Source organism: Comamonas sp. GCA5 (assembly GCF_036541385.1).
GTDB classification, from domain to species: Bacteria; Pseudomonadota; Gammaproteobacteria; order Burkholderiales; family Burkholderiaceae_C; genus Comamonas; species Comamonas aquatica.
Genome location: NZ_JAZHFR010000053.1, coordinates 1 through 24,900 on the forward strand (window position 1 = coordinate 1; position 24,900 = coordinate 24,900).

Below are 24,900 nucleotides of genomic sequence, written 5' to 3' on the forward strand. Positions count from 1 at the left end.
GGCCGCAAGCCCCGCAGCACCGCCGGTGCCGTGGCCATCGTGCTGTTGTGGCTGGCCGCCGCCGTGGCGGCCTGGCTGTGGTGGCGCGCACGCACTGGCGGCGGCGCCTAGCCCCTCACTTCACGTACGAGCGCAGCACCTTCACCACCAGGTCCAGGTCCTGGGCGCGCTGGGCCTCGGGCACGTCCGGCGCACCCAGGTGTTCGCGCACATGGCCCTCCAGCACCTCCAGCATCAGGCCGTTGACGGCCCCACGCACGGCCGCCAGCTGCTGCAGGATGACCGCGCACTCCTCGGCGTTCTCGAGCGCGCGCTCCAGCGCCTCGGTCTGGCCTTTGATGCGCCGGATGCGGGCCAGCAAGGGTTTTCGGTTCTGCAGGGTGTGTGACATGGCCCCTATTCTAGGGGTGACAATATACTGGGGTACAGTATAAAAATGCACACCGAATCCTTGCACCGTAACCCCTTGTCACCCAGCCCCCGGGCCCACAGCCACCGCTTCGACACGGGCAACCCCTTGGCGGAAAAGAACACCACGCTGGCGGTTGGGCTGACCCTGAGCATGATGGTGCTGGAGATCGCAGGCGGTTACTACTTCCACTCCATGGCACTGCTGGCCGACGGCTGGCACATGAGTTCGCACGCCCTGGCGCTGGGCCTGTCGGTGGGGGCCTATGTGGCGGCGCGGCGCCTGGCGGGCGACCGCCGCTTTGCCTTTGGCACCTGGAAGCTGGAAGTGCTGGCGGGCTACACCAGCGCCATCCTGCTGCTGTTCGTCGCCGGCTGGATGGCCGTGCAGTCCCTGGACCGGCTGCGCGCACCCCTGGCCATCGATTACGCCCAGGCCATCGCCCTGGCCGGCCTGGGCCTGGCGGTGAATCTGGCCTGCGCCTGGCTGCTACGCGGCGGCCACCACCACCACCACCACCACCACCACCATCATGGCCACGATCACGGCCATGACCACGGGCACCACCCCGCCGGCCACGGCCACGCCCATGCCCACGCGCCCGAAGACCTGAACCTGCGCGCAGCCTACCTGCACGTGGTCGCGGACGCGGCCACCTCGGTGCTGGCCATGCTGGCCCTGCTGGGCGGCATGCTCTGGGGCGCGGCCTGGCTGGACCCGGCCATGGGCCTGGTCGGTGCGGTGCTGGTGGCCGTCTGGGCCCTGGGCCTGCTGCGCGACAGCAGCCGGGTGCTGCTGGACGCCGAGATGGACGCGCCCGTGGTGCAGGAAATCCGCGACGTCCTGGCGGCCGCGCCGCAGCCGGTGGTGCTGACCGACCTGCATGTCTGGCGCGTGGGCAAGGGCCTGTACGCCTGCATCGTGGCCCTGGAGGCGCGCGACGGCGTGACGCCCGATGCCATCCGCCAGCAGCTCGCCATCCACGAGGAGCTGGTGCACATCACGGTGGAGATCAACCCGGCGCCGCCGGCACCGAGGCCGGTGGAAGCGGAGCGGCCTGCGCAGCCACGGCCCCGCCCCGCAGCACCCTAAAAAGTAGAGCTGCCCGCGCTGATACCACCTGGGTCCACGGTCTATTTCCTACCGATCTGCGCTGACCCGGCCCGCCGGCTAGAAGCGGATGTGCACCGAGGGTGCGCTGCGTTGGGCCTCGCCGTGGAACACAGCCTCGATGTTGTTGCCATCGGGGTCCAGCACAAAGGCCGCGTAGTAGCCCGGGTGGTAGGCGCGCTCCCCGGGGGCGCCGTGGTCGCGGCCACCGTGGGCCAGCGCGGCCTGGTAGAAGGCATCGACCATGGCCCGGTCCCGGGCCTGGAAGGCCAGGTGGTGGCGCCCGGTCAGCTGGCCCAGCGCGGCCTCGCTGTCGGCACCGGTCACAAACAGCTCGTCCGCCCAGAAGTAGCCCTCCCCCGTGCCGCCCAGGGGCACCTCCAGCGCCGCCAGCACGGCGGTGTAGAAGGCCTGGGTGCGCGGCAGGTCGCGCACCACCAGCTGCACATGGTCGATCAGGCGACCCCGGTGGATCTCGTTGACTTGCATACCGTACTCCGGTGAAACAGGGATGGCCCACTGTAGCGCCAGGGCCGGCACGCCTCAAGCCAGCCGGCCCGGCCCGCGAGCACTCCCCGTGCGCCTGCCACCGGGTGCCGCAAGCCGCGTGTCAGCCATTCGCCCCCCTGGCGCGTTGAGGGGGGAGAACAACACCTAACAAACCCTCTGGATCGTGACTTCCCGCAATACCGCCCTGGACCACGTCAAGGCCGTGGCCTGCCTGGTCATCGTCTGCCACCACCTGGCTTTCTACGGTCCCATGTCCGACGTGCTGCGCCCGCTGTGGCCCGGCCTGCTGGGCTGGCTGGACGAATATGGACGCATGGCCGTGCAGCTGTTCCTGGTGCTGGGCGGCTATTGGGCCGCCGCCGCGCTGGCGCCCCAGGGCCAGGCCCGGCATGCCAACATCGGCCCGGTGCTGGGCAAGCGCTTCGTGCGCCTGTGCCTGCCCTACAGCGCCGCCCTGGCCTGCGCCATCGTGGTCAACGAGGTGGTGCGCAGCTGGGGCTTTGACCACGCCTCGGTCTCTGCCACGCCGACCTGGGATGCGGTGCTAGCCCACCTGCTGCTGGTGCAAAGCCTGGGCGACTGGGAAGCCCTGTCGGCCGGCGTCTGGTACGTGGCCATCGACTTCCAGCTCTACGCCCTGTGCCTGGTCTGGCTGTGGTGCAGCCGCCGCCTGCCACGCTGGCCCGCGCCGGGCCAGACCGGCCTGGTGCTGGCCACGGCCGCCTCGCTGTGGGTCTGGAACCTGGACAGCAGCCTGGATGTGTGGGCGCTGTACTTCCTCGGCGCCTACGGCCTGGGCATGATGGCCTGGTGGGCCACGCACACGCCCCACCCCTGGCAGCGCTGGGGCTGGGTGGCACTGATGCTGCTGCTGACCGGCGGCGCCCTGCTGCTGGAATGGCGCACCCGCATCGCCATCGCCGGCGTCACGGCCCTGGCCCTGGTGCTGCAGGGCCTGTGGCTGCCCGCCGGCCGCTGGCCGCAATGGCCGCTGCTGACCTGGATGGGCCAGCGCTCCTACGCCATCTTCCTGATCCACTTCCCCACCAGCCTGCTGGTGAACGCCCTGGTCACCCTGCACTGGCCCCAGAGCGTGACCGCCAATGCCCTGGGCCTGCTGGCGGCCGTGCTGCTATCGGTGCTGGCCGGCGCCCAGCTGTTCCGCTGGACCGAACAGGCCACGCCCACCTGGCAGCTGTGGCGCAACTGGCAGCTGGGCGTGCTGGCCACCGGCTGGGTGGCCGCCACGCTCTGAGCGGCGCTTCGCACTCGCCTCAATCCGGCGCTGCGGGCGGCGCATCCTCCGGCCGGGGCACGTGCACGGCCATCAGGGCCACCACCCAGTCGATGAAGGCCCGCAAGGCCGCACTCACGTGGCGCTGCGGCGGATAGGCGATCGACAGCGGCATGGCGGGCAGTTGCCAGTCTGCAAACAACGGCTGCAAGGCCCCGCAGGCCACGTGCGGCTGGGCCATGTAGTCGGGCACGCACACCACCCCCAGGCCGGCCAGCCCGGCCGCCAAATAGGCGTTGCCGTCGTCCACCGCACAGACGTAGCGCGCGGGCAGGGCCACCGACTCCGCGCCCCGCCGCAGCGTGGCCACCCGCGGCTTGCCGGTGCGCGACTGCAGCAGGCCGACCATGTGGTGCCCGTCGCCGGCCAGCTGCTGCGGGTGCGCCGGGGTGCCATGGCGCTGCAGGTAGGCCGGGGCGGCATACACCCCCAGGCGCAGGCTGCCGACCTGGCGCGCCACCAGGCCGGGGCTGTCGATGCTGCCGCCGCGCAGCACGCAATCCACCCGCTCGCGCAGCAGGTCCACATTGCGGTCGCTGACGCCCAGCTCCAGCTGGATCTCCGGATAACGCGCAAAGAAGTCCGGCAGCGCCGGGATCAGCACCCGCTGCGCCAGCGGACTGGGCACGTCAACGCGCAGGTGGCCACGGGGCTGGTGGGCCGCACTGGAGAGCTGGGACTCAGCCTCCTCCAGCTCGGCCAGCACCCGGCACACCCGGTCGTAGTAGAGGGCGCCCTGCTCCGTCAGGCGCAGCCTGCGCGTGGTGCGGTGCAAGAGCTTGACGCGCAGCCGCGCCTCGAGCTGCTGCACCAGCTGGGTCACGGTGGCGCGCCCCATGTGCAGCGTCTGCGCGGCCTGGGTGAAACTGCCGGCCTCCACCACACGGGCGAAGGCCTGCATGGCATCAAAACGGTCCATGGGCATTCCAGGGGCAAAGGGATTGTTGGGATTTCACGAACAGTGTTGGCACGGGTTGGCCCTCGATCTGCGGGCTCCAGATTCTTACAGTGGCTGCATTGTCCCTGCGGGACGCTCTCACCCTGGATATCCCATGCACTCCCCCCTGCGCGATGCTGTTTTTCCACCCGGGCGCCACGCCCTGTACGAGCGCCACCGCTACTCCCCGGCGGTGCGCAGCGGTGGCTGGCTGTTTGTCTCCGGCCAGGTCGGCAGCCGCGAAGACGGCTCGCCCGAACCCGACCTGGACACCCAGGTGCACCGCGCCTTCCAGAACCTGCAGGCGGTGCTGCAGGCCGCCGGCTGCAGCTTTGCCGATGTGGTCGATGTCATGGTCTTCCTCGTCGATCCGCCGCAGCAGCTCGAACGCATCTGGCGCATCCTGCCCCGCTACTGGGGCGAGGCGCCCTACCCCGCGCTGACCGGCGTCGGCGTCACCTGGCTGTCCGGTTTCATCTTGGAAATCAAGGTCATCGCCAAGCTGCCACCACAGACTCAAAAACCAGAGCTGTAGGCGCTTGACAGCATTGGGCAAACACCCCAAAACACCAATAAAAGCTGCCCCGACAGGGGCATGCGCCACTCAGGCCTCGCGGTCGTTTTCCAGGCTTTTGACCAGCACCGCGGCCTGGGTGCGGGAGTAGCAGGCCAGCTTCTTCAGGATGGCCGTGACATGCACCTTGACGGTGTTCTCGGCCAGCCCCAGCTCGTGCGCGATCTGCTTGTTCAGCAGGCCATCGGCAATGCACAGCAGCACGCGGAACTGCTGCGGCGTGAGCTGGGCCAGGCGCGCCGCCAGCTCGGCGTCGGCCTCGGAGCGCTCCGCCGCCATCGGCGGAAACCAGCTGCCCCCGTCCAGCACCGCCGCCACAGCGGCCGCGATGTCTTCGGCCGGGGCCGATTTGGGGATGAAGCCCGCCGCCCCGAACTGCTGGGCCCGGCGGATGATGCGCGGGTGGTCGTTGGAGGAGATGATGACCACCGGGATCTCGGGGTACTCGCCGCGCACATGCAGCAGCGTGGAAAAGCCCCGCGCACCCGGCATGGTCAGGTCCAGCAGCACCAGCTCCACCTCGGGGTGGGCCTGCAGCGTGCTGCTCACGGTCATCGCGCTGGCGGCTTCCAGCGTCTGGTACTGCGCAAAGCGTTCGCGCAGCACGTGCAGCACCGCGGCACGGAACAGGGGATGGTCGTCGGCGACCAGCAAGGTGGGGTGGGGCATGGCGCGAGTCTGCCATGCAGGCCATATCCACGCCCCCTGTCGGCGCAAACCCCCAACAAAAATGCCCCGCAGCCTGTGGCTGAAGGGCATTTGTCACTGCATTTGTCAGGCAGCCGCAGCGGCTGCCGCCAGGGCCGGATTACTGGCTGGCGATTTCCAGGTGGGCAGCGCGGGCTGCTTGGATCAACTCGATCACGGTGTTGAGGGCTTGGCGCATGACAGTCTTCTTTCTGTAAATACGAGATGCCTTGCTTGGGGGCTGTGGGCGGGCATCTCAACCACCGCACAACTTCGGGATAACCTCTAAGTGATAACCCGTAGGCGTAAGTATAAACCACATGCGATTTTTTTGCACTGCAGCATGCAACCTGCGCCAGGTGTGGGCATCGCGCCACAGCCCGCCGGCCTGGGCCGGGCACGCTGGTCCTGGTCTGGACAGGGTTGCGCGGTGCTTTCGGCCTGCGTCCTACACCGCGCACGCCCTGCGCCCTTGGAGCATGCCGTCATGCGCAGCCGCGCCTGGAGGCCCCATGATCATCACCACCACCCCGAACGTGGAAGGCAAGCACATCAGCAAGTACTGTGGCGTGGTCGCGGGGGAGGTCATCCTCAGCACCGATGTGTTCAAGGACATGTTTGCCGGCATCCGCTACCTGACGGGCGGCCGTGCGGGCTCCAACGAACGCGAGCTGCAAAAGGCGCGCGAACTGGCACTGCAGGAGCTGCAGGTCCACGCCATCCAGCTGGGGGCGAACGCCGTGGTGGGTGTCGACCTGGACTACGCCATCCTGGGCACGGCGCACAGCATGCTGATGGTGTCCGCCAGTGGCACGGCCGTGGTGCTGGCCTGACCGGCCCCAGCCCAGGGAAGGCACCCGCCGGCAGGGCCGCCGCGGCGGTGTGCCCCAAAGGGGCACCATGGCCACGCGCCGCACGGACCTGCGGGCACCCTGCGCTCACTCGGAGGCAGACAGCTTCATCAGCACCAGGCCGCTGACGATCAGCACGGCCGCCAGCACGCGCGGGGCGTTGACCTGCTCGCCCAGCACCGTGATGCCGACCACGAAGGCGCCCACGGCGCCGATGCCGGTCCAGATGGTGTAGGCCGTGCCCAGTGGCAGCGTGCGCATGGCCAGCGACAGCAGGCTGAAGCTGGCGACCATGGTGGCGCCGGTGATCACGCTGGGCAGCAGCCGCGTGAAGCCCTGCGACTGCTTCATGGTGTAGGCCCACACCACCTCCAACACCCCTGCCACCAACAGATACCACCATGCCATGACCCTGCTCCTTGGCGGTGCCAGGCACCGCACAGGGGCCGTCCCCGGATGTGGATTCCGCCAGGGCCGTCCCTGGTGGCACAGCGCGCGGCTGTGAAGCTGCAGCCAGTGTAGGCCGCCCCTGCGCCCGTGGCCCGCGCACCGCCCCAAGCCCGGGCAGCGCCTGGGTGGTTGCCACGCCACAGTGCGCCCGGGCCGCGGCGCGCGCTCGCTCGTACCCTACTTCCAGGCGCCGACGTGGGGCTGGCTGGCCTCGTCCACCAGCGACGGGCCGGTGCACTCGACCGCGAACGGCGCGGCACGGAACACGTCGCGGCAGGACAGCTCCACATCGCGCTGGTCCAGGCGCTCGCCGCGGAACACGCGCAGGCGCTGGTCGTCAATGCCATACACCACGCGACGGATGTTGGCCCAGAAGATGGCGCCCGCGCACATCACGCAGGGCTCGCCAGAGGCGTAGAGCGTGGCCTGCTCCAGGGCCGTGCGGTCGTGGCGCTGGCAGGCCTCGCGGATGGCCTGGACCTCGGCATGCGCGGTGCAGTCGCCGGACTCGCCATTGCTGTTCCAGCCCGCGCCCAGCACCGTGCCGTCCGGCGCCACGATGACCGAGCCAAAGGGCCGGTTGCCGCGCTGGCGCGCAGTGCGCGACAGGGCAATCGCCTGGCGCAGGTAGGTGGCGTCGCGCTCGGCCACGGGCTGCTCGGCCGGGAAGGTGGCCACGGAAGGTGCTGTCATCGCGGTCATGCGCCCGCCCCTTGCTGCACGGCCGTGGGCAGAAAGCCGGTGTTCCACACGGCCTGCACCGTGGGCAGCTGTGGCAGGCCGAAGGTCTTGCCGATCTGTGCGATCTGCTGCTGCAGCACGGCCGTCTGGATGCGGCCCAGGCCCACCTGGGCGGTTTCGGCGTTCGCCAGGTAGGTGCGTGTGATGGCCCAGCGCGCGCGCTCCTGGTCGTCGCGCAGCATGGGCTCGCGGGCGCGCACCGCCGCCAGGGCTTCGGACGGGTTGGCCAGGGCGTCCAGCAGGGCACGCTGCGTGGCGCGCAGGAAGCCGCGCACCAGCTCGGGCTTGTCCTTCATCAGTGCGGTGCTGGCCACGATGGCATTGCCGTACAGGTGCACGCCGGCCTCGGCATAGGACAGCACGCTCAGCTGCTCGGGCGGCATGCGCTGGAACAGCGACACGGCCGAGTCGTGGAAGTAGGTGGCGGCGTCCACGTCCCCGCGCACCATGACGTTGTCGCGCGCGCTGAAGTCGGTGGTCACCCATTCGAAGAAGTCGCTGCCCAGCTTTTGCTGCTCGGCCACCATGGGCCAGCTGCGGCGCGTGGATTCCACGGCCGCAGCGGCCACCTTCTTGCCCTTGAGGCTGGCCATCTGGGTGGTGATGCCCCGGTCCTTGCGGCCGATGATGACGAAGGGCGCGCGGTTGTAGTACTGGTAGACGGCCTGCACGGGCAGGCTGCCCTTGGCGTGGGCCTCGATCAGCGCGCTGATGTCGCCCAGGCCCAGGTCGTAGGCCCCGGAGGCCACGCGCGTGAGCGACGCCACCGAGCCCGCGCCCACGTCGATCTGCACGTCCAGCCCTTCCTGGGCGTAGTAGCCCTTGGCCGCGGCCAGGAAGAACGGTGCGGTTTGGCTGGTGACCTTGAAGTCCAGCGTGAACTTCACGGGGGTCAGGGCGGGCTTGGCCCCCTGCGCCCAGGTGTGGGCGGGCACCAGGGCCGCAGCGGCGGACAGGGAAGACACAGAGCGCAGAAAGTGGCGGCGTTGCATGGCAAAACTCCTTCATCGGGGGATGTGCTGCAAGCCGGGGCAGACGGGGTGCGCGCGCCAGGCTGGCCCACCCCGTCCACGGCCGTCCTGCAGCCATGGGGGTGAGCAATTTCCGGCGGCACGGCCAGGGCCGTGGTGTGCTGAACGCTTCTACTCAACCCCTGCCAAGCACATCGCATGCCAGCGCGCCTTGCGACAGCGCAAAGGTGGCGCAACGTGGCCTGGCACGGTTTTGGCTTGAATCAAGGTGCACGAGTAGAAGCGTTCAGCAGTGCCCCCAGCCTGACCGGCGGGCACGGCCGGAAATTGCTCAGCGTGCGGTGCCTGCGTGCACCGCAACAGGCCTGACCGCCCCGCTGAGCGCACCTTGACAGTGCAAGGCCGGGCGATCGGGAGTTTCCACCTCTTGCCCCTGAAAGCCCTTGCCATGCCAGCCATCCACCCCACCACCGCTGCCGCGCCCGACTACGCCCTCGAAGAGTTGCGCAAAGAGTCCACCATGGGCAGCGAAGGCACGACCGTGCAGCGCGACATCCGCCGCATCGACCTGTCGAACTTTGCCGCGCGCAAGGCCGAGATCACCGAGCAGCTGTGGAGCGCGGCCACCGAAATCGGCTTCTTCCAGATCGACCACCACGGCATCAGCGCCGCCGAGATCGACGACGCCTTCGCCCTGTCCAAATCCTTCTTCGCCCTCCCCACGGCGACCAAGGCGCAGTGGCCGCTGTCGCGCAACGCGGGCTGGGAAAGCCTGTCGCAGATCCGCCCGTCCACCGGCACGGCCGACCAGAAGGAGTCCTACCAGATCACCCGCCCGCGCATGGCCGGGCTGTGGCCGTCGGAGCAGGAACTGCCCGGCTTCCAGCAGGCCGCACTGGCCTTCGAGGCCAAGTGCTGGCAGGTCGGCATGCAGGTGCTGTCCTGCTTTGCCGACAGGCTGGGCTTTGACAGCGATTTCTTCGCCCGGGCGCATGCGCCCGACAGCCCGCACTACCAGAGCACGCTGCGCATGCTGCACTACTTTGCCCAGGACGGCACCCACACGCCCGGCACCTGGCGCGCCGGCGCGCACACCGACTTCGACTGCCTGACCCTGCTGTTCCAGCGCCCCGGCCAGGGCGGTCTGCAGGTGCTGCCCGGCAAGGAGATGCAGGGCCGCGCCTGGACGCCGGTGGAGCCCGCGCAGGGCGTGATCACCTGCAACATCGGCGACATGCTGATGCGCTGGAGCGATGACCAACTGCCCTCCAACTTCCACCGCGTGAAGCACCCCGCCGCACACGAGTACCAGGGCGCGCGCTACAGCCTGGCCTTCTTCTGCCAGGCGAATGAGGACGTGGTGATCCGCAGCCCCGGCGGCAAGTACCCGGACATCACCGCCGCCGAGTACCTGAAGCAGCGCATCAGCGCCAACTTCTCCAACAAGTACTGAGTGACTGAGCGCAGCCCCCATGCCCGGGGTGCGCCGCCGCACAGGCCCGTCAAAAAGATAGCTGCCTGCGCAAGCAAAAAGCCACTTTCAGCACGCTAAAGGACTGAAAGTGGCTGGGTACGCGCGCAGTGCGCTCCGTTTTTTACGACTGGGCGCGGCGGGCGCGCACGGCGGCGGCCAGTTGCTCCAGCACCGGCACGGTCTGCGCCATGCTGATGCAGGCATCGGTCAGCGACACGCCATAGACCAGCTCCTGGCCTTCGACGATGTCCTGGCGGCCTTCTTCCAGGTGGCTTTCGATCATCACGCCGGTGATGCGCGCGTCACCGCCCGCGATCTGCTGCGCCACATCGGCGGCCACGTCGATCTGGCGGCGGTGCTGCTTGCTGCTGTTGGCGTGCGACAGGTCCACCATCACCTGCGGGCGCAGGCCGGCCTTGACCAGCATCTCGCAGGCCGCCTGCACATCGGCGGCGCTGTAGTTGGGCTGCTTGCCGCCGCGCAGGATGACGTGGCAGTCCTGGTTGCCGCGGGTCTCGAAAATCGCGCTCTGGCCCATCTTGGTCATGCCCATGAAGGCGTGCGACGACTGCGCCGCCTGGATGGCGTCGCTGGCCACCTTGACGCCGCCGTCCGTGCCGTTCTTGAAACCCACGGGGCAGGACAAGCCACTGGCCAGCTGGCGGTGGCTCTGGCTCTCCGTGGTGCGGGCGCCGATGGCGCCCCAGCTGACCAGGTCGCTGATGAACTGCGGCGACAGCAGGTCCAGGAACTCGGTGCCGGCCGGCAAGCCCAGCTCCACCACCTCCAGCAGCAGCTTGCGCGCCAGCTCCAGCCCCTCGTTGATGGCGAAGCTGTCATCGCGGTGCGGATCGTTGATGTAGCCCTTCCAGCCCACGGTGGTGCGTGGCTTCTCGAAGTACACACGCATGACGATCAGCAGGTCGTCCTGCAGCGCGTCGGCCTGCGCCTTGAGCTGGCGCGCGTATTCCATGGCCTGCGCATGATCGTGGATGGAGCAAGGCCCCACCACCACAACCAGACGGTCATCTTCCCCATGCAGCACGCGCGAGATGGCGCGGCGACTGCTTTCCACCAGCGCCAGGGCCTGCTGTGTCGCAGGCAACCACTCCTCCAGCAAAGCGGGGGTCAGCAGCGGGCGTACGGTCTTGATGCGGGTGTCGTCAATGCGGGTCTTGTCCAGCGTGGACAAGGCCGCAGGCTTGGTCAGAGAAGGCGAAGAAGTCATTACACCATTGTCGCTGTCTGGCTGCAAAGCTGCCAGCCCAAGGCTTGTGCACCACGCCGGCCTGTCTCCAAATCACAAAACCGTAGCTAGCAGCGCTTGACAGGCAAGCGTTAGCAGCCAATTTCATTCAAATCACACCAAGCCACGCATGGCATTCCAGTCCAGCACCTTGATACGGCGATAACCCACGTGAATCAGTCCCTGAGCCTCCAGCGTCGATAGTGCCTCACTCAGGCGCGACCGCGAGACTTGGCACAGCTCGCTGAGCTCTCCTTGCGAGACCTGAATCTCTCGGCTTTGTGGCGTCGGAAAGTTGCGCGGTGTCAGCAGTGCTGCCAGACACTTCGCCACTTTGACGGGGGTATTGCCTTCTTGCTGGGCCGCCACCAAATCCATGAGCTGTTGGTTGCGCTCGGCCATCAGCTCTTGCAAAAAGAGCCCAAACGCCAAGTAGTTGCAACGTAAATGGTCAAAGCAGGAGCGCGGCATGCTCACGGCGGTGAGTGTGTGCAATGCCACCGCATCACAGCTGTGCCGCGCTGCACCCAAAATCAATGGTGCCTCGCCAATCCAGCTACCCGCCGTGCAGCCCACCGTCACCGCACGCCCTTCCGCCGTCGTCAAACACAGCTTGGCTGCGCCGCCCATGACACCCACCCATGCTGTGGGCGCATCGCCACGCAGCCACAACGCTTGCCCCGGTTGATAGCAGTGCACACGCAGTTGCGGCAGCACGTCCGCCTGCATCACATCCGCAGGGATGCAGTCAGCCCAAATGCACTCACGCCAATGTGCGTAAAGGTCATGCTGCGTCCAACTCTTGGGCTGATTCATGCAATTGTTCCGTAAAGAAAAAATTATTGAGAACCATTCTCATACATTCGCATGCAATCCGCTATTTCCCTCTACAACAGACCACATGGCTATGACGCCCTCTTTCTCTGCACCACGCAGTGCTATGCACGCTTTGCGCCTGACCCCGCTCGCCTCCGCCACGGGGTTGATGCTGATGCTCTGCACCCCGGCACACGCACAATCCAGCGCCCCAGAGCCTCAGGTGATGGGTGTACAGACGGTATCTGTCTCACGTCTGGGGCAAACCCGCGCGGAATTGGCTGCAACCGTACAAGTCATCGACAGCGAAGCCTTGAATGCGCAGATCCAGACAGGATTGAACCTTAAAGAAGCGCTGGGCCACCTCGTGCCGGGCATTGACCTCGGTAACCAAGGGCGCAGCGGTTTTGGGCAAAACCTGCGTGGCCGCCCCATGCTGGTGATGGTGGATGGGGTGTCTCTGAACTCCTCACGGGGTACTGCACGCCAACTCGACGCCATTGACCCCTTCCATATTGAACGTATCGAAGTACTCTCCGGTGCATCTGCGCTATACGGGGGCGGTGCCACCGGCGGCATGGTCAATATCATCACCAAAAAAGCGGCAGATGCCCCGTCCCGCTTCACCAGCGAAGTCGGGATGGTCAGTGGCTTGAACGCCAGTGATGACCGCCAATTGCGCGTTGCGCAGTCCGTCAGCGGCGGCAATGAGACCGTGCAAGGTCGCCTGGGCATTGCCGTGCAAGACAACGGCAGATTTTTTGACCCCCAAGGGCAGGCCGTCCGCTCTGACATCACGCAAACCGATTTGCAAGATACCCGCAGCATGGATGTGATGGGCAATCTGCAATTCAACCTTGGCGCAGGGCAAAGCCTGGATCTCAGCGCACAGTACTACCGCAACAAATTCGAGGGCAGCAGCTACCTGTATGCCGGCCCCAACTTTGCCGGTATTTACGGCCAGCAACCCGGCCTTCTGGAACAGCGCGAGGGGTTCAGCAGCGATGTGGTGCCCATGACCGAACGTGCCATGTTCAATGCCAACTACCACGCAAGCGACGTACTGGGCGGACACGATTTCTACCTGCAAGGATTCTGGCGGCAGGAAGAGCTGGACTTTGCCCCCTTCCCAGATCCACGCTACGTATCCGCTTCGCACCAGAACACCGATGTGTGGGGCTTCAAAGCAGCGCTGGCCAAAAACATCGGTGACCTCTCCGTGCGCTACGGGCTGGACTGGGATCGCGAGAACTTCGACTCCAGCATGACGCTGTTTGACCGCGCTCAATCCATGGCCAGCGGTGGCTTGATCAATCGCAAAATCGGCACCACCGGCCGCTACCCCGACTACCGCGTGGACAGCAAGGCCCTCTTCGGCCAACTGGATTGGAAGCTCTCCCCACGCACGACGTTGTCTGCAGGCCTGCGCCACCAGCGCATGGGCTTGGATGTCAACGATTTTGTGGCCGCCACCCAGCAGGTCTATATGGCGCTGGGCATGGGTCAAACAGCCGATGCAGTGCCCGGCGGCAGTGCAGACTACAACGTCACCTTGTTCAACCTTGGCGCACACTTCAAACCGATGGAAGGCCACAGCACGTGGCTGAACTACGCCGAAGGCTTTGAGCTGCCCGACCCCGGCAAGTACTTTGGTGACGGCAGGTATAACTTGGTGGGTACACACTGGCAGCTGGTGCAAGGCATTGACCCCAGCTCTGCACCCCTCAAAGGCATCAAAACACGCCAAGTGGAATGGGGCTGGAAGGGACAGCAAGGCCCGCTGAATTTCCAAACAGCACTGTTCTATGCCTGGTCCGACAACTCCATTGAGTTAAACCGCACCACCTTGCTGATCGACGTGCTGGAGAAAAAGCGCCGTAACTTTGGCTGGGAAGGCAGTGTGAACTACGCCTTGAGCCGCCAATGGGGCATTGGCGGCTCTTGGCTGCTGATTCAGTCACAAGAACGCAAAGATGGAGACTGGAAGCGCCAAGGCATTGACATGGCCAGTCCGTCGAAATTGACACTGCACACGGACTACCAGCAAGGCAGCTGGCAGGCACGCGTACAGGCCACGCACCAGCGCACACTCCGCGATGACAACCAGCAAGCCATCAAGGGGTTCACCACTGTGGATCTGCTGGCAAGCACACAACTTGGCAAAGGTCGGTTGAGCGTCGGCATCCAGAACCTGCTGGACCGCAAATACCTGACCACTTGGTCGCAACGCGCCGCCTATATTTACGGCGCATCCGCCACACCAGAAACCTTTGCCTACTATGGCCGTGGCCGCACCTTCTCGGTGAACTACACCGTGAATTATTGATAGCACCGTGCGCTGAAATGTCCTCGACCCTCCGCCTTGCCCCTTCGTCACCCACACGCACTTGGGCCACGATTGCTGCGCTGTATCTGGCGCAAAGCGTGCCGTCCTACCTGCTCATCATGGCCGTGCCCGCAGCGCTGCGCGCCAGCGGCATGAGCCTGACCCAGGTAGGCCTGCTGTCGGTGCTAATGCTGCCGCTGATGCTCAAGTTTCTGTGGGCACCGTGGGTGGATCGCAAAAGCTGGGGAAGGCTGGGGCACCGCCGCGGCTGGATTGTGATCACACAGTTGAGCTGCTGCGCAGCCATTGCGGCGCTGGCTTGGGTGCCGCCCAGCAGCATCACCGCCCTGCTGGTGGTGGGCATGGTGATTGCGCTGTGCATTGCCACGCAAGACATTGCCACCGATGGCTATGCCACCAGCATCTTGCACAACCAAACCCAGCGCGCCACGGGCAACGGCATTCAAGCTGCCGCAGTGGCTGCAGGGGTGCTGGTGGGCGGGATGTTGTCCATGCAACTGTTTGAGCATTGGGGCTGGCAGGCCACGCTGCTGCTGATGGCAGGCCTGTGTCTGCTGCCGCTGCTGGCCTTGCCCTGGATGCAAGAGACCCATGCCGCCGCACCACCCTGCATCCGCGCAGAACGACCCAGCATCTTGCGACTGCTACGGCGCCCAGGTATCTGGGCTATTTTGCTTTTGGCCATGAGCTATCGCCTGAGCGAAGGCATGGTGCGTTCCATGGAAAGCAGCTACATGCTGGCCAAAGGCATCAGCCTGAGCCAGGTAGGCACACTCAGCGGTACCGCCGCCGTCACCGCCGGTTTGCTCGGCAGTGTGGTGGCCGCTTGGTGGTTGCGCCGCAGCAGCCAGTTGACCGTGTTACTGGGGCTTTGCGTGATCCGTGTGGGCTGCTATGTGCTGTTTGGGATGCATGCCAGCGGCCACCTGGGCGGCAGCGAAGTGCTGGTCGTCCTGGCACTGACGCTGAGCATGTTGCGCTATATGGAAATGGTAGCGCTCTACGCTTTATTCATGGGCGCTTCCTCGCAAAAACAACCTGGTACTGATTTCAGCGTGTTTGTCTGCGCCGAACTGTTCACTTACATGGTCAGCTCCATGGCGGGCGGAGCGATTGCGCAGCAGCTGTCTTTCACCGGCTTGTTCGCTGTCGCCACGGGTTTGGGCGTGATGTCGTTGGTGCTCACCCCCACCTTGTTGCGCAAAGCCCAGCACGGGTTGATGGAGCACTGATATGACCCTACATTTCCACGTGCAAGCACGTATGCCCCATGCCCCAGCGTTTTTGGCATGGCTGCAAAGTCATCTGGAGGCCGAGGGGGTGCTACTGCACCCCTCCCCCCAAGGCCTGACGCTGCACATGCCCCAAGTGGGCACCTTGGCATTTCACAGCCGCCATGCAGAAGGGTTTCACTGCGACATTGACGCCGTGGATGACCGCATGGCCGAACTGATTCAGCTCTCGCTGGACGAACATGCCCAAGAGTTTCTGACCGATCACGGCGCTTCGGCTTCTGCCTTGCAGCTGGAGTGGCACGGTCTGCCCACAGCAGATCTGCGCTACCGTTTTCAGGTTGTGCAAATCATCGCAGTAACCGACATCACCCCCCATATGCGCCGCGTGCGGCTGGCAGTACCTGTCATGACCGCGTTGGCAGATGATGGCCTGCATGTGCGTTTGCTACTGCCGCCGCCCAACGCCACCGTACAGTGGCCGCAGCTCAACGCGCAGGGCCGCCTGCAGTGGGCTGCAGGCCAAACCCCGTTGCCGCAGCGCATCTACACCATTCGCCAGTACGACACGCGGGCGCAATGGGTGGACATCGACATCGTGCGCCACGACCATGATGCTCCCGGTGCGCAGTGGCTGGCACAGGCCAAGCCGGGCGACCACGTGGGGTTGCTGGGGCCCTCTGGCGGCCACCTTCCCCAAGCCCCCCACCTGCTGTTGGTGGCGGACATGACTGCCCTGCCTGCCGCCTTGCGCATCGCACAGCAGCAAGGCACACGTGGCAGTTGCTGGCAACTACTGGCGCTAGCCACCCACGCGGGTGACACGGCCTACATCCCCGCTGCTGCACATGTGCAGTGGCATGTGGGCGATATCGCCAGCCAACCCGCTGCCGTACAGCATTGGCTGCGCGCGCAAGCGGCCTCTGCGACCGCCGATACCCAGCTGTGGTTAGCGGGCGGGAAAGCACTGGTTCAAGCCACCAAAACCGCGCTCAAAACGCATCCGCTGGCAACAGGGATCGAGCACAAACTCGCGGTGTACTGGCAATAAAAAAAAGGATGTGACTTTCATCACACCCTTCACATACTTTTGATAGCTGCTAGCGCTTGCTGGAAAAGCGCTAGCAATTTAACTCAAACCTCAGTCACCGCCTCTACGGCCTCTGCCGTTTCCAGCAGCAAGATATTGCCCACGGTCGCACCGTAGTGCTGAACCACGCGCTTGCGCTGCTTGAGCACGGCCTTGTCCTTGCTGACCAGCAGGGCCTGGTGCTGGCTGGCCAGGTCCAGGAAATGCTGGTCGTCGGGATCGGTGCAGGTGAAGCGGATTTTGGGCGCCGCGGCCACATAGCTCACCGCCGCGTCGAAAGCCGCCAGCACGCCCTCGGCGGTCTTGCCGTAGAAGGCCACGCGCGGCGCGATCTGGCTGTAGTGCAGCACGCGCTCCAGCTCGATGCGCTGGGCCTGGTCGGCAATCCAGCGCACGGCGCCCTGCGCCACCAGTTCGCGGATGGGCGGGATGTGCGGATCGTCAAAGATCAGCATGTCCAGCACCACGTTGGTGTCCAGCACCAGCGGACGCGGCCAGGGGCCGGTGTAGCCGGCGTTGCAGGCCGGCCACTTCAGCACGATTTTCATGGCTTAGCCCTCGTCGGATGGGCGTTGTGCGCTCTCATCCTTGCGGGGCTTGACCGCGCCCTTGATCAGGTCGAAGCGGAACAGCCGGCATTCGATGGGGCCGTTCCACATCGGCGTGCGGCGCGTCGCCTTGAGGCGCATCTTGCCGGGCAGCTTGAGGTCGGGCGTCAGCAGCCAGGCCTGCCAGCCGCTGTAATGCTTCTTCCAGTGGGCGGCCAGCTGGTCAAAGAAATCGACGCCGTCTTCGGTCTGCGCGGTTTCGCGGCCAGCGCGCTCGACCACGCCCATGCGCTCGGCCGCGTTGCGGCCGGCGCTGCCGGCGGCGGCAATGCGCTCGCCATACGGCGGGTTCAGCAGCATCACGCCGGGCTGCTCGCAGGGCGGCATGCGCTGCAGCGCATCGCCGCCGCGCAGCTGCACGGTCTGGCCGACGCCCGCACGTTCGGCGTTGCGCTGGGCAAAGTCGACCATGCGGTGCGACACGTCCGAGCCGTAGATGGGCACGGGGCTCTCGTCCAGAATCTGGGCCTCGGCCTCGTCCAGCATGGCTTCCCAGACATGCTTCTGGAAGGGCACCAGCTTCTCGAAGGCAAAGCGGCGCAGGATGCCGGCCGGGATCTTGCGCGCGATCTGCGCGGCCTCGATCACCACCGTGCCGCTGCCGCAGCAGGGGTCGTACAGCGGCTGCGGGTTGGGGCCGTGCGGGTTCCAGCCGGTGGCGGCGATCATCGCGGCGGCCAGGGTTTCCTTGAGCGGGGCATCGCCCTTGTCCTCGCGCCAGCCGCGCTTGAACAGCGCCTCGCCCGTGGTGTCGATGTACAGCGTACAGCTGTCCGTGGTCAGGTGCATGTGCACGCGCACGTCGGGGTGGTGGGTCTCCACGCTGGGGCGCACGCCGTTGCGCTTGGCGCGGAAACGGTCGGCGATCGCGTCCTTGACGCGCAGCGCGGCGAAGTTCAGGCTGGTCAGCGGGCTGTGCTGGGCCGTGACCTCGATCTTGAAGGTTTCCTTGGGCGAGAACCAGATCTCCCAGGCCACCTCGCTGGCGGCGCGGTACAGGTCGTTTTCGTTGCGGTATTCGGTGAACGACAGCTCCACCAGCACGCGCTGGGCCAGGCGGCTGTGGAGGTTCAGCAACAGGGCGTCGCGCCACATGGCGCGCACCAGCACACCGCCACGGCCAGTGAGCACATCCTCCGGGCCGACGCCAGTGATGGCGCGGACCTCATCGGCCAAAAAGCCCTCGACGCCGGCGGCGCAGGGCAGAAAAATTTGCAGGGCATTCATAAGTAGTGCTGCGGAGGATACGCGTTGCCGCCAGGAATTGCTTGACGCAATTTTTTACACCTGTAACTTTGCAGATCGCGCTTGATCCAGTTCAACTTCCGTCGAAATAGCAGCCAGAATCACTTTATTACATCTCCTTTCGGGAGTCCTCGATGTTCCAGAGTCTGGGCGCCCGCCTCATCGGCATTTGTGTTGCCATCACTGCGCTGTCCCTGTTGGCGCTGGCAGTGCCCACCTTCCTGCTGGTCCGCAGCAACACCCTGGAGAGCCTGGACCAACGCATCCACCAGCTCACCCAGGTCTATGCCGGCGAGCTGACCGAATGGGTCAAGGAAAAGCAGCGCATCACCAGCTCCATCAAGGCCGCCGTGCCCCAGGCCGAGCCCGTGCCCGCGCTGCTGGCAGCCAAACAGGCCGGCGCCTTCGACGACACCTACTTTGTGTTTGCCGACAAGCGCCATGTCTTCAGCCACCCGATGCCCGAGAACTACGACGGCACGGCACGCCCCTGGTACCAGCAGGCGGTGCGCGAAGGCAAGGCGGCGCTGACGCCGGCCTACGTTGACGCCAGCACCAGCAAGCTGACCATCAGCTTCGTGGAGCCCGTGGTGACCAACGGGCAGACCGTGGCCGTCGTCGGCTCGGACATGCACCTGGACACGGTCTCCCGCAAGGTGACCAGCATCCAGCCCACCCCCAAGAGCTTTGCCTTCCTGCTGGACGGCCAGGGCAACGTCCTGGCCCACGCCCAGGCGGACCTGGTGCTCAAGCCCATGAGCGCCCTCGCGCCGGCCCTGACGCCGGCCCTGATCGAGCAGCTGACCCAACAGGGCCAGAGCGCGAACGTCACCATCGGCGACGCCGAGCAGATGCTGTATGCCGTCAAGGTCGAGGGCACGCCCTGGGTGCTGGCCATCGGTATCGACCGCGCCGAGGCCACCGCGCCGCTGCGCCACCTGTTGCAGGTGGCGGCGGCCATCACCGCGCTGTGCCTGGTGGCGGCCGTGGCCCTGGTGTCAGTCGCCGTCAGCCGCCAGCTGCGCCGCCTGGCCATGGTGCGCGATGCGCTGGAAGACATCGCCTCGGGCGAGGGGGACCTGACCGTGCGCCTGGACAACAGCGGCAAGGACGAGCTGGCACAGATCGCCACCGCCTTCAACCACTTCGTGAACAAGATCGCCGCCGTGCTGCTGCGCATCCGCACCGCCTCGGAATCCGTGCGCCTGGCCAGCCAGGAAATCGCCATGGGCAACCAGGACCTGTCCTCGCGCACCGAGCAGCAGGCCAGCTCGCTGGAGGAGACCGCCGCGGCGATGGAACAACTCACCGCCACCGTGCAGCAGAACGCCGAAAACGCCCGCCAGGCCAACCAGCTGGCCAGCAGCGCCTCCTCCGTCGCCTCGCACGGCGGCAGCGTGGTCGGCCAGGTGGTGCAGACCATGGGCGGCATCGACGCCGCGTCGCGCAAGATCGTCGACATCATCGGCGTGATCGACAGCATCGCCTTCCAGACCAACATCCTGGCACTGAACGCGGCCGTGGAAGCCGCCCGTGCTGGCGAGCAGGGCCGCGGCTTTGCCGTGGTGGCCGGCGAGGTGCGCACCCTGGCCCAGCGCAGCGCCGCCGCGGCCAAGGAGATCAAGCAGCTGATCGACGACTCGGTCAACCAGGTCAACACCGGCAGCCGTCTGGTGCAGGAGGCCGGCGCCACCATGCAGGAAGTCGTGGACAGCGTGCGCCGCGTCACCGCCATCGTGGCGGAGATCAGCCACGCCAGCCAGGAGCAGAGCAACGGCATCGGCGAGATCAACGGCGCCGTCAGCCAGATGGACCAAGGCACGCAGCAGAACGCCGCCCTGGTGGAACAGGCCACCGCCGCCGCGCAATCGCTGCAGCAGCAGGCGCACCAGCTGGCCGAGGTGGTCGGCGGCTTCAAGCTGGACCACGCGCCCGCCACGCAGGCCCTGGCCCTGCGCTGACGCACCGCCGGGCACGCGCTGCGCGTGCCCGCGGGGTTCCAAAAAAAGAGCTGCTCGCGCGCTTGCAAAAAAGGGTTCAGATGGTTTTCCATCTGAACCCTTTGTGTATGGAGCGCCAGCAGCTCTCTTTTTGGATAGTCGACCGCCGTGTCTGCACAGCCCGCCGTCCCGGCCGTCACGCGTCTACAGCGCCTTGCGCAGGTTGGCCGGGGCGATCTTCAAGGCCTCGCGGTACTTGGCCACGGTGCGGCGCGCGCACTCGATGCCCTGCTCCTTGAGCATGTCCGCGATCTGGCTGTCGGACAGCGGTTTCTTCGGGCTCTCGGCCGCGACGAACTGCTTGATCAGCGCGCGCACCGCCGTGCTGGAGGCATTGCCCCCGGTCTCCGTGCCCAGGCCCGAGCCGAAGAAGAACTTCAGCTCGTAGGTGCCGTGCGGCGTGGCCATGTACTTGGCCGTGGTCACGCGGCTGATGGTCGATTCGTGCAGGCCCAGCTCGTCGGCAATGTCGCGCAGCACCAGCGGGCGCATGGCCAGTTCGCCGTGCACGAAGAAGTTCTTCTGCCGGTCGACGATGGCCTTGGACACGCGCAGGATGGTGTCGAAGCGCTGCTGCACGTTCTTGATGAACCAGCGCGCCTCCTGCAGCCGCTGCTGCAGGCCGGCGTGCCCGTCGCTGCCCTTGTGGCTGCGCAGGGCGTTGGCGTAGACGTCGTGCACGCGCAGGCGCGGCATCACGTCCGGGTTCAGCTGCACGCTGAACTGCGCCAGGCCGTCGCCCCCCTTGCGCGACGTTTTCTTGACGATCACGTCGGGCACGATGATGTGGCGCTCGACATCGGTGAAGCGCCGCCCCCGGCTTGGGCTCCAGCCGGGCGATGACGCCCAGCGCGGCGCGCACCTTGGCCTCGGGCAGGCCGCAGGCCTGCATCAGCTTGCGCACATCGCGCCGGGCCAGCATTTCCAGCGGCTGCGCGCAGACCTGCAGCGCCACCTCCAGCATCTCGTCCTGCGGGTCCTCGCGGTGCAGGTGCAGCAGTTGCAGGCGCAGGCATTCGGCCAGGTCGCGGGCGCCCACGCCCACGGGCTCCAGCGACTGCAGCAGGCGCAGGGCCACGGTGAAGCGGTGCACCAGCTCGTCCAGCTGCTCCAGGTCGTCGGTGCCGGCCAGGCCCTCGGCCAGCTCCTGCAGCGGGTCCTCGAGGTAGCCGTCGTCGTTGAGGTTTTCGATCAGAAAGCGCAGCGCGTAGCGGTCGATCTCGGACAGGCGCAGCGACAGCGCCTGCTGGTGCAGGAAATCGGTCAGCGACTCGTGCGCGCCCGCCAGATCCAGGGCCGTGGGGGCATCCTCGTCGTCATTGCGGTTGCCGCGCGCCGGGGCGTCGCCGCCCCATTCGCTGTCGTCGTGCGCGATGTCGACGCTGCCGTCGCCCTCCCAGTCGCTGGGCACGTCGCTGTCGGGCGCCGAGGATTCTTGGTCTTTTTGGCCTTCAGCGCTGGCTGTGCCTGCGCTGTCTGCTATGGAATATGGTGTTTCATCCGCCGAGGCGCCCTCGTGCTGGGCGGGCTCGTCCGCAGTCTGCAGGCCGAACTCCTCGCGCGGGGCATCGTCCGAGGCCAGCTCCAGAAACGGGTTGTCGTCGAGCATCTGCTCGACTTCCTGGGACAACTCCAGGGTGGACAGCTGCAACAGCCGGATGGATTGCTGCAACTGCGGCGTGAGCGCCAGATGCTGTGAGACCCGCAGTGACAAACCTGGCTTCAACGCTGTACCCCCTCGAACTTTCTTGTGATTGCCGACGCTGCCGGGCCAGACTACATGCGGAAGTGCTCACCCAGGTAGACCCGGCGCACATCCGGGTTCTCGACGATCTCCTCGGGTGTGCCCTGGGCGAGTACTGTGCCATCGCTGATGATGAAGGCGTGGTCACAGATACCCAGTGTTTCGCGCACGTTGTGATCGGTAATCAGCACACCGATGCCGCGTTCCTTGAGGAAGCCGATGATGCGCTGGATCTCGATCACGGCGATCGGATCGATGCCGGCGAAGGGCTCGTCCAGCAGGATGAAGCGCGGGTTGGAGGCCAGGGCGCGCGCGATCTCCACGCGGCGGCGCTCGCCGCCGGACAGCGCCAGCGACGGCGACTTGCGCAGGTGCTCGACGCGCAGCTCCTGCAGCAGGCTGGTCAGCTGCTGCTCGATGGCATCGGCACCCAGGGGCTGGCCGGCTGCATCCGTCTGCAGCTCCAGCACGGCGCGCACGTTGTCCTCGACATTCAGCTTGCGAAAGATCGAGGCTTCCTGCGGCAGGTAGGACAGCCCCAGGCGCGAGCGCTGGTGGATGGGCATGTTGCCCACGGACTGGCCATCGATCAGGATGTCGCCGCCATCGCAGCGCACCAGGCCCACGATCATGTAGAACGAGGTGGTCTTGCCCGCGCCGTTGGGGCCGAGCAAGCCCACCACCTCACCCTTTTGCACCGTCATGGACACGTCCTTGACCACCTTGCGGCTGCCATAGGTCTTGGCCAGGTGGCGCGCCTCCAGCTTGCTGGTGGCACGCGTGTCACGAGAATCTTCTGCCATCACTGTCCTTGGGAGTTCAGACCACCCGACGGCTGCAAAGGCTGGGCCGGTGCCGGCGCGGGGCTGCTGCCCGGCGTGGCCTTGGGCGCCAGGATGGCGCGCACGCGGCCGCCCGAGCCTGCGGGTGCCGACGAAGGCAGGTTGCTGCGCTTTTCGCCGTCGACCGTGAACACATCGGTCAGGTTGTTGTAGGTAATGACACTGCCCATGATGTCGTCGCTGAGCTTGCCGCCGGTGTAGCGGCGCAACTGGCCGCGGCGGATCAGCTTCACATCGTCGGTGCGGCCGTTGTACTCGATGACCTCGGCCTCGCCCTCGACAAACTCTTCGGGGGCGCCGGGCGCCGTGTCGCGCTTCTGGCGGAAGAAGGCGCGCTTGCCGGCTTCGGCCTTGACCACGCCGTGCTGGTAACCTTCGCCGTCCTGGCGCACGTCCAGCTGCGCGCCGCGCAGCACGATGGAGCCTTTGGTCATCACCACATTGCCGGTGAACACGCTGGTCTGCTTGAGCTCGTCGTGGCGCAAGGCATCGGCTTCGATGTTCATGGGCTTGTCGCGGTCGGCACGCTCGGCATGCGCCACGCCAGAAGCCCCCGCAAGGGCAGTCAACAACAGGCAGGTGAGGAGTTTGGGTGTCATGGGCAGGGCACGTTTCTTGCTGGACATTGTAGTCATCCTGCCTCCCAAGCCCACAAAAAAGCCCGCGCAAGGCGGGCTCGGGGATGGGGCAGCAGGGCCGGATCAGGCCTTGCGGCTTTGCTCCACCAGGTATTCGACCACACGCAGCACATTCGGCATGCTGCCGGCACGGGGGCCGTCGGTGTAGTAGCGGCCGGCCACGCCCATGGAGGGCACGCCTTCCACGTCATACGCCTGCTGCACCTGGGTGGCCTTGCGCACCTGGCTGGCGACGTTGAAGGAGTTGTAGATCTCCTTGAACTTGTTCACGTCCACGCCCTGCTTGGCGACCCAGTTGAAGATGTCCTCGTCCTTGGCCAGCTTGTTGCGCTCCACATGGATGGCGTGGAACACCTTGACGTGCATGGCGTCGAAGTTGTCCATGGCCTGCAGCGCGAAATACAGCTTTTGCTGGGGCACGAAGCTGGCGTTGAAGGCCACGGGCACGCGGCGCACGGACACGTTGGCCGGGGCCTTCTGCTTCCACGCGGCAAAGGTGGGCTCGAACGCGTTGCAGTGGGGGCAGCTGTACCAGAAGAACTCCACCACCTCGATCTGGCCAGCGGCCGCTTCCGTGGGGGCGGGGGTCGACAGGCGCAGGTATTCCTTGCCTTCCTTGGGGGCGGCAGCCTGTGCCCAAGCCGTGTTGGCACCGAAGGCCATGGAGGTCGCAGCAGTGGCTGCGGCCAAAGAGAACTGGCGGCGTTGCATCAAAAGGACTCCTTCTTGAGATATGGGCATTGAGAGGGGGAAAGCCTCAGAAAGTTCACTGCTGCACGCGCACCAGGGCGGCATCGACGCCCGCACCGTCCAGCTTCTGCTTCAGTTGCTCGGCATCGCCGCGCTTGTCGAAGGGTCCCACGCGCACGCGGAACACGGGACGGCCATTCTGCTCGCGCTCGCTGATGCGGGCCTCCCAGCCCAGCATGGCCAGCTTGGCGCGCTGGGCGTCGGCATCGGCCTGGGTGCGGAAAGCCCCCGCCTGCACGAAGTAGCTGAACCCGTCGGAGGCGCCCGCACCGGCAGCCCCGGCCTTGGCGGCCGCGGCGCCTTGGCATCGGCCGCCTTGACCTGGGCCTTGGCC

Annotated in this window: 24 protein-coding genes and 1 pseudogene; 9 read left to right on the forward strand and 16 right to left on the reverse strand. The window is 66.3% G+C overall.

What is annotated here, in order from left to right:
- Positions 1–115: 115 nt before the first annotated feature.
- On the reverse strand, positions 116–391 hold the full coding sequence (locus tag SJH88_RS12695) for a metal/formaldehyde-sensitive transcriptional repressor (RefSeq protein ID WP_042417688.1): 276 nt from the start codon (positions 389–391) through the stop codon (positions 116–118).
- A gap of 45 nt (positions 392–436) precedes the next feature.
- Between SJH88_RS12695 and dmeF the strand changes: the two genes are divergently transcribed.
- The gene (gene dmeF, locus SJH88_RS12700) at positions 437–1,501 is read left to right on the forward strand and encodes a CDF family Co(II)/Ni(II) efflux transporter DmeF (RefSeq protein WP_274754691.1); all 1,065 of its coding nucleotides are present in this window, start codon (positions 437–439) and stop codon (positions 1,499–1,501) included.
- 78 nt (positions 1,502–1,579) lie between these two features.
- Here dmeF and SJH88_RS12705 read toward each other — a convergent pair whose 3' ends face one another.
- Positions 1,580–2,008, reverse strand: coding sequence for a VOC family protein (locus tag SJH88_RS12705; protein WP_045265914.1), 429 nt, complete (start codon positions 2,006–2,008; stop codon positions 1,580–1,582).
- A 184-nt stretch (positions 2,009–2,192) separates the two neighbouring features.
- Between SJH88_RS12705 and SJH88_RS12710 the strand changes: the two genes are divergently transcribed.
- The gene (locus SJH88_RS12710) at positions 2,193–3,284 is read left to right on the forward strand and encodes an acyltransferase family protein (RefSeq protein WP_274754692.1); all 1,092 of its coding nucleotides are present in this window, start codon (positions 2,193–2,195) and stop codon (positions 3,282–3,284) included.
- Positions 3,285–3,303: 19 nt separating this feature from the next.
- On the opposite strand, the gene SJH88_RS12715 is transcribed toward SJH88_RS12710, so the two are convergent.
- The gene (locus tag SJH88_RS12715; protein ID WP_274754693.1) at positions 3,304–4,242 is read right to left on the reverse strand and encodes a LysR family transcriptional regulator; all 939 of its coding nucleotides are present in this window, start codon (positions 4,240–4,242) and stop codon (positions 3,304–3,306) included.
- 133 nt (positions 4,243–4,375) lie between these two features.
- On the opposite strand from SJH88_RS12715, the gene SJH88_RS12720 reads away from it, so the two are divergent.
- A complete protein-coding gene (locus SJH88_RS12720) occupies positions 4,376–4,795 on the forward strand; it encodes a RidA family protein (RefSeq protein WP_274754694.1) in 420 nt (139 codons plus the stop codon).
- Positions 4,796–4,864: 69 nt separating this feature from the next.
- Here SJH88_RS12720 and SJH88_RS12725 read toward each other — a convergent pair whose 3' ends face one another.
- Positions 4,865–5,503 carry a response regulator gene (locus SJH88_RS12725; RefSeq protein ID WP_042417672.1) on the reverse strand — a complete coding sequence of 213 codons (639 nt, stop codon included), beginning with the start codon at positions 5,501–5,503 and terminating at the stop codon, positions 4,865–4,867.
- 530 nt (positions 5,504–6,033) lie between these two features.
- Between SJH88_RS12725 and SJH88_RS12730 the strand changes: the two genes are divergently transcribed.
- On the forward strand, positions 6,034–6,354 hold the full coding sequence (locus SJH88_RS12730; RefSeq protein WP_274754695.1) for a heavy metal-binding domain-containing protein: 321 nt from the start codon (positions 6,034–6,036) through the stop codon (positions 6,352–6,354).
- Between the two features lie 105 nt (positions 6,355–6,459).
- Here the strand turns inward: SJH88_RS12730 and SJH88_RS12735 are convergent, their stop codons facing one another.
- The 3 genes from SJH88_RS12735 to SJH88_RS12745 all read right to left on the reverse strand — a co-directional run bounded on the left by SJH88_RS12735 (position 6,460) and on the right by SJH88_RS12745 (position 8,555).
- The gene (locus SJH88_RS12735) at positions 6,460–6,780 is read right to left on the reverse strand and encodes a DMT family transporter (RefSeq protein ID WP_274754696.1); all 321 of its coding nucleotides are present in this window, start codon (positions 6,778–6,780) and stop codon (positions 6,460–6,462) included.
- A 219-nt stretch (positions 6,781–6,999) separates the two neighbouring features.
- Complete coding sequence (locus SJH88_RS12740; protein WP_239231399.1) at positions 7,000–7,515, reverse strand: nucleoside deaminase; 516 nt, start codon at positions 7,513–7,515, stop codon at positions 7,000–7,002.
- Between the two features lie 5 nt (positions 7,516–7,520).
- Entirely contained in the window at positions 7,521–8,555 is a 1,035-nt protein-coding gene (locus SJH88_RS12745; protein WP_045265911.1) for an ABC transporter substrate-binding protein, read from the reverse strand.
- Positions 8,556–8,982: 427 nt separating this feature from the next.
- On the opposite strand from SJH88_RS12745, the gene SJH88_RS12750 reads away from it, so the two are divergent.
- Complete coding sequence (locus SJH88_RS12750) at positions 8,983–9,987, forward strand: isopenicillin N synthase family dioxygenase (protein WP_274754697.1); 1,005 nt, start codon at positions 8,983–8,985, stop codon at positions 9,985–9,987.
- A 142-nt stretch (positions 9,988–10,129) separates the two neighbouring features.
- On the opposite strand, the gene SJH88_RS12755 is transcribed toward SJH88_RS12750, so the two are convergent.
- Both SJH88_RS12755 and SJH88_RS12760 read right to left on the reverse strand, forming a co-directional pair.
- Positions 10,130–11,236, reverse strand: a complete 1,107-nt coding sequence (locus tag SJH88_RS12755) for a 3-deoxy-7-phosphoheptulonate synthase (protein ID WP_274754698.1) — start codon at positions 11,234–11,236, stop codon at positions 10,130–10,132.
- Positions 11,237–11,368: 132 nt separating this feature from the next.
- Positions 11,369–12,070 (reverse strand): Crp/Fnr family transcriptional regulator, encoded by a 702-nt coding sequence (locus SJH88_RS12760; RefSeq protein WP_274754699.1) that lies wholly within the window; start codon positions 12,068–12,070, stop codon positions 11,369–11,371.
- Between SJH88_RS12760 and SJH88_RS12765 the strand changes: the two genes are divergently transcribed.
- The 3 genes from SJH88_RS12765 (at position 12,069) to SJH88_RS12775 (ending at position 16,700) form a co-directional block, all read left to right on the forward strand.
- On the forward strand, positions 12,069–14,396 hold the full coding sequence (locus tag SJH88_RS12765; RefSeq protein ID WP_274754700.1) for a TonB-dependent receptor: 2,328 nt from the start codon (positions 12,069–12,071) through the stop codon (positions 14,394–14,396). The genes SJH88_RS12760 and SJH88_RS12765 overlap by 2 nt on opposite strands.
- Positions 14,397–14,413: 17 nt before the next feature.
- Positions 14,414–15,649: an MFS transporter gene (locus SJH88_RS12770; protein ID WP_042417649.1), complete on the forward strand. Its 1,236-nt coding sequence runs from the start codon at positions 14,414–14,416 to the stop codon at positions 15,647–15,649.
- 208 nt (positions 15,650–15,857) lie between these two features.
- Complete coding sequence (locus SJH88_RS12775; RefSeq protein ID WP_274754701.1) at positions 15,858–16,700, forward strand: siderophore-interacting protein; 843 nt, start codon at positions 15,858–15,860, stop codon at positions 16,698–16,700.
- Positions 16,701–16,783: 83 nt separating this feature from the next.
- Here the strand turns inward: SJH88_RS12775 and SJH88_RS12780 are convergent, their stop codons facing one another.
- Positions 16,784–17,287, reverse strand: coding sequence for a putative toxin-antitoxin system toxin component, PIN family (locus SJH88_RS12780; protein WP_042417646.1), 504 nt, complete (start codon positions 17,285–17,287; stop codon positions 16,784–16,786).
- A 3-nt stretch (positions 17,288–17,290) separates the two neighbouring features.
- On the reverse strand, positions 17,291–18,574 hold the full coding sequence (locus tag SJH88_RS12785; protein WP_274754702.1) for a THUMP domain-containing class I SAM-dependent RNA methyltransferase: 1,284 nt from the start codon (positions 18,572–18,574) through the stop codon (positions 17,291–17,293).
- Positions 18,575–18,726: 152 nt separating this feature from the next.
- Here SJH88_RS12785 and SJH88_RS12790 point away from each other — a divergent pair, with 152 nt between their 5' ends.
- Positions 18,727–20,553 (forward strand): methyl-accepting chemotaxis protein, encoded by a 1,827-nt coding sequence (locus tag SJH88_RS12790; protein WP_274754703.1) that lies wholly within the window; start codon positions 18,727–18,729, stop codon positions 20,551–20,553.
- A 183-nt stretch (positions 20,554–20,736) separates the two neighbouring features.
- Here the strand turns inward: SJH88_RS12790 and SJH88_RS12795 are convergent.
- The 5 genes and pseudogenes from SJH88_RS12795 to SJH88_RS12815 all read right to left on the reverse strand — a co-directional run.
- Positions 20,737–22,318, reverse strand: a pseudogene (locus SJH88_RS12795) (RNA polymerase factor sigma-54).
- 50 nt (positions 22,319–22,368) lie between these two features.
- Positions 22,369–23,139 carry an LPS export ABC transporter ATP-binding protein gene (gene lptB, locus SJH88_RS12800; RefSeq protein ID WP_183302331.1) on the reverse strand — a complete coding sequence of 257 codons (771 nt, stop codon included), beginning with the start codon at positions 23,137–23,139 and terminating at the stop codon, positions 22,369–22,371.
- A complete protein-coding gene (gene lptA, locus SJH88_RS12805; protein WP_042417727.1) occupies positions 23,139–23,777 on the reverse strand; it encodes a lipopolysaccharide transport periplasmic protein LptA in 639 nt (212 codons plus the stop codon). Before lptA ends, lptB begins: the two co-directional genes overlap by 1 nt.
- 102 nt (positions 23,778–23,879) lie before the next feature.
- Positions 23,880–24,527, reverse strand: coding sequence for a thiol:disulfide interchange protein DsbA/DsbL (locus SJH88_RS12810; RefSeq protein ID WP_042417634.1), 648 nt, complete (start codon positions 24,525–24,527; stop codon positions 23,880–23,882).
- 55 nt (positions 24,528–24,582) lie between these two features.
- On the reverse strand, positions 24,583–24,900 hold a 318-nt coding region (locus SJH88_RS12815), incomplete at its 5' end, for an SPOR domain-containing protein (RefSeq protein ID WP_274754704.1).

What these genes read in the sequence shown, in the direction of transcription:
- SJH88_RS12695 (WP_042417688.1), bottom strand. Translation starts at nt 391, where the DNA reads ATGTCACACACCCTGCAGAACCGAAAACCCTTGCTGGCCCGCATCCGG.
- dmeF (WP_274754691.1), top strand. Translation starts at nt 437, where the DNA reads ATGCACACCGAATCCTTGCACCGTAACCCCTTGTCACCCAGCCCCCGG.
- SJH88_RS12705 (WP_045265914.1), bottom strand. Translation starts at nt 2,008, where the DNA reads ATGCAAGTCAACGAGATCCACCGGGGTCGCCTGATCGACCATGTGCAG.
- SJH88_RS12715 (WP_274754693.1), bottom strand. Translation starts at nt 4,242, where the DNA reads ATGGACCGTTTTGATGCCATGCAGGCCTTCGCCCGTGTGGTGGAGGCC.
- SJH88_RS12720 (WP_274754694.1), top strand. Translation starts at nt 4,376, where the DNA reads ATGCACTCCCCCCTGCGCGATGCTGTTTTTCCACCCGGGCGCCACGCC.
- SJH88_RS12725 (WP_042417672.1), bottom strand. Translation starts at nt 5,503, where the DNA reads ATGCCCCACCCCACCTTGCTGGTCGCCGACGACCATCCCCTGTTCCGT.
- SJH88_RS12730 (WP_274754695.1), top strand. Translation starts at nt 6,034, where the DNA reads ATGATCATCACCACCACCCCGAACGTGGAAGGCAAGCACATCAGCAAG.
- SJH88_RS12735 (WP_274754696.1), bottom strand. Translation starts at nt 6,780, where the DNA reads ATGGCATGGTGGTATCTGTTGGTGGCAGGGGTGTTGGAGGTGGTGTGG.
- SJH88_RS12740 (WP_239231399.1), bottom strand. Translation starts at nt 7,515, where the DNA reads ATGACAGCACCTTCCGTGGCCACCTTCCCGGCCGAGCAGCCCGTGGCC.
- SJH88_RS12745 (WP_045265911.1), bottom strand. Translation starts at nt 8,555, where the DNA reads ATGCAACGCCGCCACTTTCTGCGCTCTGTGTCTTCCCTGTCCGCCGCT.
- SJH88_RS12750 (WP_274754697.1), top strand. Translation starts at nt 8,983, where the DNA reads ATGCCAGCCATCCACCCCACCACCGCTGCCGCGCCCGACTACGCCCTC.
- SJH88_RS12755 (WP_274754698.1), bottom strand. Translation starts at nt 11,236, where the DNA reads ATGACTTCTTCGCCTTCTCTGACCAAGCCTGCGGCCTTGTCCACGCTG.
- SJH88_RS12765 (WP_274754700.1), top strand. Translation starts at nt 12,069, where the DNA reads ATGCAATTGTTCCGTAAAGAAAAAATTATTGAGAACCATTCTCATACA.
- SJH88_RS12760 (WP_274754699.1), bottom strand. Translation starts at nt 12,070, where the DNA reads ATGAATCAGCCCAAGAGTTGGACGCAGCATGACCTTTACGCACATTGG.
- SJH88_RS12770 (WP_042417649.1), top strand. Translation starts at nt 14,414, where the DNA reads ATGTCCTCGACCCTCCGCCTTGCCCCTTCGTCACCCACACGCACTTGG.
- SJH88_RS12775 (WP_274754701.1), top strand. Translation starts at nt 15,858, where the DNA reads ATGGCCGAACTGATTCAGCTCTCGCTGGACGAACATGCCCAAGAGTTT.
- SJH88_RS12780 (WP_042417646.1), bottom strand. Translation starts at nt 17,287, where the DNA reads ATGAAAATCGTGCTGAAGTGGCCGGCCTGCAACGCCGGCTACACCGGC.
- SJH88_RS12785 (WP_274754702.1), bottom strand. Translation starts at nt 18,574, where the DNA reads ATGAATGCCCTGCAAATTTTTCTGCCCTGCGCCGCCGGCGTCGAGGGC.
- SJH88_RS12790 (WP_274754703.1), top strand. Translation starts at nt 18,727, where the DNA reads ATGTTCCAGAGTCTGGGCGCCCGCCTCATCGGCATTTGTGTTGCCATC.
- lptB (WP_183302331.1), bottom strand. Translation starts at nt 23,139, where the DNA reads ATGGCAGAAGATTCTCGTGACACGCGTGCCACCAGCAAGCTGGAGGCG.
- lptA (WP_042417727.1), bottom strand. Translation starts at nt 23,777, where the DNA reads ATGACACCCAAACTCCTCACCTGCCTGTTGTTGACTGCCCTTGCGGGG.
- SJH88_RS12810 (WP_042417634.1), bottom strand. Translation starts at nt 24,527, where the DNA reads ATGCAACGCCGCCAGTTCTCTTTGGCCGCAGCCACTGCTGCGACCTCC.